The sequence below is a fragment of the Hydrogenophaga sp. FG152 genome (assembly GCF_057809615.1).
Map to the genome: position 1 here is coordinate 55517 of NZ_JBMDKH010000026.1, position 9625 is coordinate 65141.

Annotated in this window: 11 protein-coding genes and 1 tRNA gene; 5 read left to right on the forward strand and 7 right to left on the reverse strand. The window is 67.1% G+C overall.

Annotation, left to right across the window (positions count from 1 at the left end; all coding sequences use genetic code 11):
• Nucleotides 1-11: 11 nt before the first annotated feature.
• From fdx to ACODTB_RS24080, 3 genes are all read left to right on the forward strand, one after another.
• On the forward strand, nucleotides 12-350 hold the full coding sequence (gene fdx / locus ACODTB_RS24070) for an ISC system 2Fe-2S type ferredoxin (RefSeq protein WP_291118522.1): 339 nt from the start codon (nucleotides 12-14) through the stop codon (nucleotides 348-350).
• Nucleotides 350-1057 carry a DNA polymerase III subunit epsilon gene (gene dnaQ / locus ACODTB_RS24075; protein ID WP_291118519.1) on the forward strand — a complete coding sequence of 236 codons (708 nt, stop codon included), beginning with the start codon at nucleotides 350-352 and terminating at the stop codon, nucleotides 1055-1057. The genes fdx and dnaQ overlap by 1 nt, the downstream gene beginning before the upstream one ends.
• 56 nt (nucleotides 1058-1113) lie before the next feature.
• A tRNA-Val gene (locus tag ACODTB_RS24080) sits at nucleotides 1114-1188 on the forward strand.
• A gap of 59 nt (nucleotides 1189-1247) precedes the next feature.
• Here the strand turns inward: ACODTB_RS24080 and ACODTB_RS24085 are convergent.
• Genes ACODTB_RS24085 through ACODTB_RS24095 form a run of 3 tightly spaced genes read right to left on the reverse strand, consistent with a single transcriptional unit; the run spans nucleotide 1248 to nucleotide 3956 of the window.
• A complete protein-coding gene (locus ACODTB_RS24085; RefSeq protein WP_291118516.1) occupies nucleotides 1248-2582 on the reverse strand; it encodes an amidase in 1335 nt (444 codons plus the stop codon).
• A complete protein-coding gene (locus ACODTB_RS24090; protein ID WP_291118513.1) occupies nucleotides 2583-3557 on the reverse strand; it encodes a Bug family tripartite tricarboxylate transporter substrate binding protein in 975 nt (324 codons plus the stop codon).
• A 36-nt stretch (nucleotides 3558-3593) separates the two neighbouring features.
• A complete protein-coding gene (locus ACODTB_RS24095) occupies nucleotides 3594-3956 on the reverse strand; it encodes a cupin domain-containing protein (protein WP_488929819.1) in 363 nt (120 codons plus the stop codon).
• A gap of 108 nt (nucleotides 3957-4064) precedes the next feature.
• Between ACODTB_RS24095 and ACODTB_RS24100 the strand changes: the two genes are divergently transcribed.
• Both ACODTB_RS24100 and ACODTB_RS24105 read left to right on the forward strand, forming a co-directional pair.
• Nucleotides 4065-4745, forward strand: a complete 681-nt coding sequence (locus ACODTB_RS24100) for a TetR/AcrR family transcriptional regulator (RefSeq protein ID WP_488929820.1) — start codon at nucleotides 4065-4067, stop codon at nucleotides 4743-4745.
• A gap of 102 nt (nucleotides 4746-4847) precedes the next feature.
• On the forward strand, nucleotides 4848-6050 hold the full coding sequence (locus tag ACODTB_RS24105) for an HD-GYP domain-containing protein (protein ID WP_291121776.1): 1203 nt from the start codon (nucleotides 4848-4850) through the stop codon (nucleotides 6048-6050).
• Between the two features lie 2 nt (nucleotides 6051-6052).
• Here the strand turns inward: ACODTB_RS24105 and ACODTB_RS24110 are convergent, their stop codons facing one another.
• From ACODTB_RS24110 to ACODTB_RS24125, 4 genes are read right to left on the reverse strand one after another with little or no spacing between them, the layout of a single operon-like run.
• Nucleotides 6053-6511 carry a RidA family protein gene (locus ACODTB_RS24110; RefSeq protein WP_291121777.1) on the reverse strand — a complete coding sequence of 153 codons (459 nt, stop codon included), beginning with the start codon at nucleotides 6509-6511 and terminating at the stop codon, nucleotides 6053-6055.
• 29 nt (nucleotides 6512-6540) lie between these two features.
• Nucleotides 6541-7899 (reverse strand): FAD-binding oxidoreductase, encoded by a 1359-nt coding sequence (locus ACODTB_RS24115; protein ID WP_291121778.1) that lies wholly within the window; start codon nucleotides 7897-7899, stop codon nucleotides 6541-6543.
• A gap of 26 nt (nucleotides 7900-7925) precedes the next feature.
• Nucleotides 7926-8738 carry an ABC transporter permease gene (locus tag ACODTB_RS24120; protein WP_291121779.1) on the reverse strand — a complete coding sequence of 271 codons (813 nt, stop codon included), beginning with the start codon at nucleotides 8736-8738 and terminating at the stop codon, nucleotides 7926-7928.
• Entirely contained in the window at nucleotides 8735-9544 is an 810-nt protein-coding gene (locus tag ACODTB_RS24125; protein WP_488929821.1) for an ABC transporter ATP-binding protein, read from the reverse strand. The genes ACODTB_RS24120 and ACODTB_RS24125 overlap by 4 nt, the downstream gene beginning before the upstream one ends.
• Between the last annotated feature and the right edge of the window lie 81 nt (nucleotides 9545-9625).

Here is a 9625-nt window from a genome sequence, read left to right on the forward strand (position 1 = left end):
ACAACGTCCCCATGCCCACGATCAAGATCCTGCCCCATCCCGAATACTGTCCCCAGGGCGCCAGCATCATGGCGCCCGCGGGCACCTCGATCTGCGAAGCCCTGCTGGACAACAAGATCAACATCGAACACGCTTGCGACATGAGCGCGGCCTGCACCACCTGCCACGTGATCGTGCGCGAAGGCTTCAACAGCCTCAACGAGCTGGAGGAGACCGAAGAAGACCTGCTCGACCGCGCCTGGGGCCTGGAGCCCAACTCGCGCCTGTCGTGCCAGGCCATCGTGGCGCAGAACGACCTGACGGTGGAAATCCCGAAGTACTCGATCAACCACGCCAAAGAGAACCACTGATGCGCCAGATCGTCCTCGACACCGAAACGACCGGTCTGTCGGCCGAGAACGGCGACCGCATCATCGAGATCGGTTGCGTGGAGCTGCTCAACCGCAAGCTCACCGGCAACAACCTGCATTTCTACCTGAACCCCGAGCGCGACAGCCACGAGGACGCGCTCAAGGTGCACGGCATCAGCAACGAGTTCCTGCGCGACAAGCCCAAGTTCGCGGCCATTTCCGACCAGTTGCTGGACTACCTGCGCGACGCGGAAGTGATCATCCACAACGCGCCGTTCGACATCAGCTTCCTCAACAAGGAGATGGAGCGCCTGGGCCGTCCGCCCATCACCACCATCCTCGGCCAGGTGACCGACAGCCTGGTGATGGCCAAGGAAATGTTCCCCGGCAAGCGCAACGGGCTGGACGCCCTGTGCGACCGCCTGGGCGTGGACAACTCGGGCCGCACGCTGCACGGCGCCTTGCTCGATGCCGAGCTGCTGGCCGACGTCTACATCAACATGACGCGCGGCCAGGACGCGCTGCTCATGGACCTGGGCGATGCGCCGGGCGAGGATGGGCAGACCGAGGCGCTGGACCTGAGCCGCTTCGAGCTGCCGGTGCTGCTGGCCAACGAGCAGGAAAGCCAGGCCCACGAAGGGGTGCTGGCCGAGCTGGACAAGGCGAGCAAAGGCAAAACGGTGTGGCGTTCGATGCAAGCCGCCTGAAACGGCTGAAAAACCGGCTATAATTTGAGGCTTCCGAGAGATCGGTCAGATCAATCGGGCGGTTAGCTCAGTGGTAGAGCACTGCCTTCACACGGCAGGGGTCGCAGGTTCGAACCCTGCACCGCCCACCAGACAAGGCGCTGGAGAAACAAGGACTTGCGAGAAATCGCCAGTCCTTTTTTCTTGCCTGTCAGCCCGGGTGGAGCAGCTTTTCGATGGCGTGGGCGATGGCCAGCAAGTGCGGGTCTTCACTGTGCCTGCCAATCAGTTGCAAGCCGGCCGGGAAGCCTTCCCGCGTCGGGATGGGCATGCTGATCGCGCATTGATCGAACACGTTGACGGGCCGGGTGTGGCGCCCGACGCGCCGGTTCCATTGCAAGGCCTGGTCCAGCGAGCGCAAGGCGTTGCGGGGGCCGGGCAACATCGGGGTCGTGGCACCCATCCAGGCGTCGAATCCCGCCATCTGTGCTTGCGCCTGGCGCCGCCATTGCGCGGTGTGTCGCCGCAAGGCGTCCAGCTCCGCCGGGTCCATGTCGATTTCGGCCGCGGCGCGAGCGGCGGTCACCGGGTCGAGCGAGCCGAGGCCGGCGCGCAACCGCTCTTTGCCCAACACCCGCGCGAACTCCGCCGGCATGAGCCGTGAGAACAGTGCCGCGACGTCCTCCGCTCCCGGAGGCTCGATGGGCGACACGACCACACCGGCCTTTCGCAGCCACTCGACGGTGTCGTCGAGCGCTTCCTGGACCGCTGCGTCCAAGGGCTCGCCATCGCGCTCGCGCAGCAGACCCAGGCGCAAGCCGAGCAGAGGGACGGGCAGAGCGCGTGGCGAGGGCTTGATCGCGTTCGCCACCGTGGCGCAATCGGCCACGCTCGCGGCCAGCACGCCCATCGAGTCCAAGGACGGTGCCGCTGGAAAAACACCCTCGGTCGACCAGGTGCCCCGGGTGCTCTTGTACCCGGCCACGCCGCACAGCGCCGCTGGAACCCGCACCGATCCGCCGGTGTCCGTGCCCACGGCGAAGGCGCACAGGCGCGCCGCCACGGCCACCGCCGAACCATGGCTGGACCCGCCGCACAGGCGGCGCGTGGCGGCATCCACCGGGTTCCAGGGGCCCGGGTCGTTCCAGTTGATCGTCGCCAGGGCGAATTCCGTGGAGACCGTCGTGCCCAGGATGACGCAGCCAGCGGCGCGAAGCGCGCGCACGAGAGGGCCCTGCGCCGGCAGCAGGTCGGCGACGTCGAGCGACGAGTTGACGCTGCAGCCCAGACCCTGGACGGCGATGATCTCCTTGATGGCGATGGGCACACCCATCAGGGGGCCACGGTCGTCTCCCTCGGACAGCGCCGCATCCAGGGCGCGGGCTTCCGCCAGCGCCTCCTCGGCCCTCACGCGGCGGAATGCCGCGAGTTTCGGCTGGCTTTGGGCGATGCGGGCAAGGTACTGCTGCGTCGCCTGCTCGCTCGTGACCGCGCCGCGCCGCAACGCCTCGCCGAACCCTTTGATGCCCTGGGCGAATGCGTCCACTCATTGCACCTTCACGTTGCCGGCCTTGGCAATGCCGCCCCATTTCTTCTGCTCGTCCACCATGAAGTGGCGGAACTCCTCGGGCGTGCGCTGCGTGGGTTCGGTGCCGGCGCTGCGCATCTTTTCCTGCACGTCGGGCGCTTTCAAGGCCTCGTTGATGGCCTGGTTCAGCTGCGCGATGACCTGAGGCGGTGTGCCCCGGGGCGCCATGAACGCGTACCAGCCGAGGTACTCCCGATCGTCCAGTCCCAGCTCCTTCGCGGTCGGCACGTTGGGCAGGGCCTCCACCCGGGTCGCGGAGGTCACCGCCAGCGGCAGCAGCTTGCCCGACTTGACGTGCGGCGCACCGGTGGACACCGCGTCGACCATGATGGGCAGCATGCCGCTGATGACCGCCAGCTGCGCCTCGGGCGCGGTCTTGTGGGGAACGACGGTCACGTCGAGGCGATGGCGCTGGCGCATGCCTTCGAAGACCAGGTGGTTGAGCGATCCGCTGGCGCCCATCGACAGATCGAGCTTGCCCGGGGCGGCCTTGGCCTGTTGAACGAAGTCGCCCAGCGTGCGGATCGGTCCGTTGGGGTTCGCGACCCACAGCATGGCCGTCGTGCCCGCGAGCGCCACCGGTTCCAGATCCTTCATCGGGTCCATCGGCATGCGCTCGTAGATGGACGAGTTGATCGTGAGCGCGCCCGTCGAGGCGAACAGCAGGGTGTGGCCGTCGGCGGGTGCCTTGGCCACGAGGTCCATCGCGATGTTGCCGTTCGCGCCGACCCGGTTCTCGATGACGATGGGCTGGCCCAGGCTGGCCGTGAGCTTGGGCGCGAGAAGCCGCGCGATCCACTCATAACCCCCCGGGGCGATCGGCGTGACGATGCGGATGGGCTTGCTGGGGTAGGCCGACTGCGCCGCCGCGCCATGGGCGGCAGCGGCGGTCAAGGCCACCACGAGGATCTTGGAGAGAAGCAGCTGGATCATGAGGGGATGTCCTTTCGACGAAAGAGGGGCTGTGCGTCAGGTGCGGGTGATGTGGCCTTGCGCGTCCAGCTCGAAGCCGGCCTGGCGGGCGGTGTCGAGCACGTTTTTGGCCCACTCCACCTTGCCGGGGTCCGTGCCGCTGAGGATCGCGAGGATGTAGGCCTCCTGGTCGCCGTCGTTGCGGAAGCCGCGCATGATGTGGGGCGGCACCGACACGGCATCCCATTGGCCCAGGGTCATCTCGTGCTCGCTGGCGTCGCCCCAGATGAGCGTCCAGGTGCCCGAGAGCGGGATGAAGACTTCGACGGTCTGGTGAAGGTGCAGGCCCGAGCCTTTGCCCGGCTGGGCCTTCACCAGGGTGACATGGAAGTTCTCCACGTCGGTGATCGGGATCTCCATGGACGCGTCAGCACCCGCGGCACGCGCAGTCTAGAAAACAAAATCCATTTAGTCAACCATCCGGATGGTTGATTAAAATCAAAATGTCGAATCTGCATAATCGAAACCATGGAGAGCCCCAACAAGTCCCCAGCGCCGCTCATCTCGGCGAGCCGGTCGCGCGAACCTTCCGATGGCAGGCGCAACGCTGAGCGAACCAGGAGCAATCTGCTGAACGCCGCCTACGTGGAGTTCTCCGAAAAGGGTTTCCAGGGCGCCCGGGTGGACGCCATCTGCAAAAGCGCGGGCGTCAGCAAGCAGATGCTCGCCCACCATTTCGGGTCGAAGGAGGCCCTGTTTGTCGAGGTGCTGGAACGGGCTTATCTGTCCTTCCGGATGCACGACCAGGACGTGGAGCTGTCCAGCGGCGGGCCCGTCGAGGCGGTTGAGCATCTGGTCTTGAGCACCTTCGACCATGTGCAGAAACACCAGGAGCTCATCCGGCTGCTGTCCGACGAGAACATGCACAACGGGCGCCACATCCAGCAATCCACCAAGCTGCGCGCGCTGTACACGCCCCTTATCGAGAAGGTCGCGGCCATGCTGGAGCGGGGCGAGCGCGCGGGCCTGTTCCGCTCGGGCGTGGATCCCCATCAGTTCTACATCTCGATGACCTCGCTCATCTTCCTGTTCTTCTCGAACAACCACACCCTGAGCGCGGTGTTCGACATGGATTTTTCAACGCCGGAGGCGGTGGCCGAGCGGCGTCGGCATGTCGTTGAATTCGTCCTGGCCGGTCTGCGGCGCTGAGGGCCACGGCGCGCCGGCGCCCCTGGCGAGCGCCCGAACTTGCGGGCTTTTCGGCGTTTATTCCCCGCTTTGGTCGCCTGGGCGAGGCGTAGATTCACCGGAATGTACAAGTCGCTTCCTCTGGACGCCATCGCCCTGCAGCAACCGGTTCCCGTGAATGTGTGGGACCCGAAGGGCGTGCTGTTGCTGCGCAAGGGCGAAGCGATCACCTCGGAGCAGCACCGGGGGCTGCTGATGCTGCACTCGCCCGTGGTGCTGGAGGCCGACTGGCGCGCCTGGTCGTACAGCTACACCACCGAACTGGACCGCATGGTGCGAGACAACGCGCCGCTCAACCGCATCGCGGGTGTGAGCCACGCGGTGGAGGTGCCCCACATTGAAGCGCGCGAGGAGGCCGGACCGGTGGAGCTCTGGGCCGACCTGCACGCGTCGCTCAACAGCCTGTTGCACCAGGGCTCGGCCGCCACCCAGTTCAACGACAAGCTCGAGCGGCTGGCCGCGCGTGCGCAGCGCCTGTGGCACGCGGCGCCGGACGACTGCCTGCTGGTGCTGGTGCAATTGCTCTTCGATGCCCGCATGGGCTACAGCGCGACGCACGCGCTGCTTTCCGCGGGTCTGTGTGCGCTGGTGTCCCCCTCCACGGGGGTGTCGCCCGCCGAGCAGGCCACACTGTTCCGCGCCGCGCTGACCATGAACATGGGCATGACGCGCACGCACGACGCGATGGCCCGCCAGACCGGTCCCCTGACCGATGCCCAGCGCCAGACGGTGCGTGAGCACCCCTTGCGCAGCGCGGCTATGTTGCGCGAACTGGGCGTGGCGGACGCGCTGTGGCTGCGCCTGGTGGAAGAGCAGCACGAGCGGCCCGATGGCAGCGGTTACCCGGCCGGCAGACCGGTGGGCGATCTCGCGCAGCGATTGCTGCAGATGGCCGACGTGTACGTGGCCTGCATCAGCCCGCGCCAGGGCCGGGGCGGCCTGCTGTCGCAGCAGGTGGCACGAGAGTTGTACCTGGGTCCCGATCAGCAGCCCGACGCGCTGGGTGCCTTGTTCGTCAAACACATCGGGTTCTACCCGCCGGGCAGCTATGTGCGCCTGGCCAGTGGCGAGGTGGCCGTGGTGACGCGGCGCGGCGCCAAGGCGAATGCGCCGCAGGTGTTCGCCATCGTCGGGCGCCAGGGCATGCCGCTGGGCGAGCCGACCTGGCGCGACACGCAGGACCCGGCCCACGAGATCAAGGCCAGCCTCCCGCCGGGCGACGTGCGGGTGGTGGTGAATGTGCCGCGCCTGCTGAGCCGGCGCTAGCCTCAGCGAGGCGGCAGGTACATCGTCGCTTCCACCTCGATGAGCACCTCGTCGCCCGGCAGGAAGCGCGAGACCTCCACCACCGTGCTCACCGGCGGTTCGCCCGGGTAGAACAGGCCCCGCACGCGGTTGTAGGGCGCGTAGTGGGACAGCTCGCGGAAGTACTGCACCAGCTTGACCACGTCGGACATCTTTCCACCGTGCTCCTCGGCGAGCTGGCGGATGCGGTCCAGCACGAACCAGCTCTGCGACACGATCGGGGCCTCGAACACGTCGACCGACATCTGGCCGGTGACAAAACCCAGCTTGCGCAAGGAGGCCAGCGCCTTGGTCGGGATGTCCTCGTAGCGGCTCACCGTGCGCTGCTCGGCCGGGTCAACGGCCACGACGCCGCTCATGAACACGAAATCGCCCACGCGTCGGGCGGCGGCGTAATGGGCCATGGGTTTGCCTGTGCTCATGCGGGTCTCCAGGTGACGGTTGGGTGGGTTCAGTCGGGCAGGCCCCAGGCGCGCATCTTCCCCGGGTTGAGAAGACCGGCCGGGTCGAAGCGCTTTTTCATGTCGATGACGTTCTGCGGCAGGTCGCCGCCGACCTTGCCTTCCTCGATGATGAAGGTGTGCGGGTTGTTCACGCGGATGCCGTTGTCGCGGAAGATCTGGATGATCTCGTTGAGGCGCTCTTCGGTCGTGAAGCGCACCAGCGGCAGCGAGGTGCAGGTGGTGAAGCCGTCCATGCTGCGCAGGAATTCGACGTGCATCAGCACCTCGTCGCCGAACAGCTCACGGATGCGCCGCACCTGGTCCAGGTGCTTGCCTGGCGTGAACGTGGTCTGCAGGTAGGTCAGGCCCTTGTCCACTTTCAAGGCGTTGAGCGTGGTGTGGTTCCAGCAGTACTCGGCCAGTGTGTGGTGCTGGGCTTTCACCTCGTCGGCCGTGCGGCGGTAGGTGACCTGGCCGCCGTGGGCGGTGATGACCTGCAGGGCCGCGGCTTCCGAGAACTCGGCCACCAGCAGCAGCGCGGCGTGGCAGCCCTTGGGCAGGTATTCGGCCAGCGGCGCCATGTAGGCGGGGATGGGGTCGGCCAGCAGGGCGATGTTCTTCTTCACGATGCCGGGCGCGTGCGCCAGCGCGTTGCCGAAGTCCAGCGCGCGGTCCGCGTCGTCGAAGGTGACGATCATCTCCATCCAGTCGTGGGCGGGCGCCAGCGCCATCTCCACTTCCAGCACCAGACCGTTGGTGCCCCAGAGGTGGTGCATCAGCAGGGCTTCGGGGCCGCGCAGTTCCACCACCTGCGGCTCGGCCTCGATGCTCATCGCGCGGATGCCGAGGATGTTGCCGGCCGCGCCGATCGGGCCGTAGTTGATCGAGCCCACGCCGCCGAAGCCACCGCTGAACAGGCCGCCGAGCGAGGCACTGCGGAAGGTCGAGGGGATGCAGCGCAGCTCCCAGCCGGTGGGGCGCGCGGCGTTGTCGAACTCGGCCAGGCGGATGCCGGCCTGCGCGCGGCCCACACCGGGGCGCGACCACAGGAAGGCGTTGTAGCCGCTCATGTCGAGGATCACGCCGCCGTGCAGCGGGGTGGACTGGCCGTAGTTGCCGGTGCCACTGCCGCGCACGGTGAGCGGGATGCGATGGCGCGCGCAGGCCGAGGCCACCTGGCGGATCTCGTCCTCGGTGCGGGGCTTGACGACGATGTCGGCGCGCTTGCCCAGCAGCTGGCGCTTGAGTACCGGGCTGAACCAGGAGAAGTCCTGCGAGAGGCGGCCGATCTTGAGGGGATCGGTGATCCAGTCCAGGCCGGGCAGTTCCTGCTGGATTCGTTCGATGGAGGTGCTGGAAACGGTCATGGCGTGTGGTCTTGTTTCGATGCGGTTCAGTCCTGCGCGATTTCGCTGGCGTGCCAGGAGCCGAGCGACACCTTGGTCAGCCAGGCCATGAGCACGAACAGGAACACGCCGGCGAGCGAGATCAGCAGCAGCGCGGCGAACATGCGCGGGATGTCGAGCTGGTAGCCGGCCATGAGGATCTGGTAGGCCAGGCCGGTGTTGGTGCCGCCGGTGCCGGCCACGAACTCGGCCACCACGGCACCGATCAGCGCCAGGCCCGAGGAGATGCGCAGGCCGCCGAAGAAGTAGGGCAGGGCGCTGGGAATGCGCAGGCGCCACAGGATCTGGCCGCGCGTGGCGCGGTTCATCTTGAAGTAGCTCTGCAGGTCGGGGTCGACGCTGCGCAGGCCCAGGGTGGTATTGGAGATGATGGGGAACAGCGCGACCAGCGCCGCGCACACCACCAGCGAGGCGGTGGGCTGCTTGACCCAGATGATGATCAGGGGGGCGATGGCCACGATGGGCGTGACCTGCAGCAGCACGGCGTAGGGGAACAGTGCGGTCTCGATCAGCCGGCTCTGCACGAACAGGAAGGAGATCAGCACGCCGATCACCACGGCCACCACGAAGGACAGCACGGTGATCTTCATGGTGATCAGCAGCGAGTTGAAGAGCGTGGACCAGTCCTTGATCAGCGTCTCCATCATCAGGCCGGGCGAGGGCACGAGGTAAGGCGGCAGTTCCAGGCCGACCACCAGGCCGTGCCAGAGCGCCACCAGCGCGATGGCGACCAGGGCCGGGTACAGCACGCGCTGCACGCGGGGCTGCTTCAGGAAGGGGGTATTGGGCGTCGGGTTCATGCGTGTGCGTTCTCGGTCGTGTCGCGGCTGGCGCGCAGCAGGCTGTCCTGCAATTGCTTCGCGTAATGGCTGAATTCGGTGGAGACCATGAAGTCCGGCGTGCGCGGGTACGGCTGGTCGATCTGGAATTCCTCCACGATGCGGCCCGGGCGCGCGGCCATCATGACGACGCGGCTGGAGAGGAACACCGCCTCGTGGATCGAGTGGGTGACGAAGACGACGCTGAGGTTTTTCTTCTGCCAGAGTTCGAGCAGGTCGGCGTCGAGCTTGTGGCGGGTGATTTCGTCCAGGGCGCCGAAGGGCTCGTCCATGAGCAGCAGCGTGGGCTCGACCACCAGGCCGCGCGCGATCGACACGCGCATCTGCATGCCGCCGGAGAGGGCGCGCGGCAAGGCCTTGGCGAACTTGGACAAGCCCACCAGGGCGAGCGCGTCGGCCACGCGGGCGTCGGCCTCGGCGCGCGGCACACCGGCCAGGTCCAGCGGCAGGCGCACATTGGTCTGCACGCTGGCCCAGGGCATCAGCGTGGGCGACTGGAACACGAAGGCCAGGCGGTGCCCCGACTTCTCCAGCTGATTGACGCCCTGACCCCACAGCTTGAGGCTGCCGCTGGTGGGTTCGAGCAGCCCGGCGATCATCTTGAGCAACGTGCTCTTGCCGCAGCCCGAGGGGCCGAGCAGGGTGACGAATTCGCCTTCGCGCACCGTCAGGTCCACCGGCTGCAGGGCCACAGTGCCGTTGGGGTAGGTTTTCTGGACGCCCTGGATGTCGATGGCCGGGGCGGCGGAAGCTTGGTCAGTCTTCATGGGGTACTTGTGGGTGAAGGCGGGGCAGGCCGATGCGGGCGCGAGGCCCGCATCGGTGCGCGTGGTGCGGGGGGGCGGGGC

Bases quoted from the DNA above. Each gene is read 5' to 3' on its own strand.
- fdx (WP_291118522.1), top strand. From the start codon at position 12: ATGCCCACGATCAAGATCCTGCCCCATCCCGAATACTGTCCCCAGGGC.
- dnaQ (WP_291118519.1), top strand. From the start codon at position 350: ATGCGCCAGATCGTCCTCGACACCGAAACGACCGGTCTGTCGGCCGAG.
- ACODTB_RS24090 (WP_291118513.1), bottom strand. From the start codon at position 3,557: ATGATCCAGCTGCTTCTCTCCAAGATCCTCGTGGTGGCCTTGACCGCC.
- ACODTB_RS24095 (WP_488929819.1), bottom strand. From the start codon at position 3,956: ATGGAGATCCCGATCACCGACGTGGAGAACTTCCATGTCACCCTGGTG.
- ACODTB_RS24100 (WP_488929820.1), top strand. From the start codon at position 4,065: ATGGAGAGCCCCAACAAGTCCCCAGCGCCGCTCATCTCGGCGAGCCGG.
- ACODTB_RS24105 (WP_291121776.1), top strand. From the start codon at position 4,848: ATGTACAAGTCGCTTCCTCTGGACGCCATCGCCCTGCAGCAACCGGTT.
- ACODTB_RS24110 (WP_291121777.1), bottom strand. From the start codon at position 6,511: ATGAGCACAGGCAAACCCATGGCCCATTACGCCGCCGCCCGACGCGTG.
- ACODTB_RS24115 (WP_291121778.1), bottom strand. From the start codon at position 7,899: ATGACCGTTTCCAGCACCTCCATCGAACGAATCCAGCAGGAACTGCCC.
- ACODTB_RS24120 (WP_291121779.1), bottom strand. From the start codon at position 8,738: ATGAACCCGACGCCCAATACCCCCTTCCTGAAGCAGCCCCGCGTGCAG.
- ACODTB_RS24125 (WP_488929821.1), bottom strand. From the start codon at position 9,544: ATGAAGACTGACCAAGCTTCCGCCGCCCCGGCCATCGACATCCAGGGC.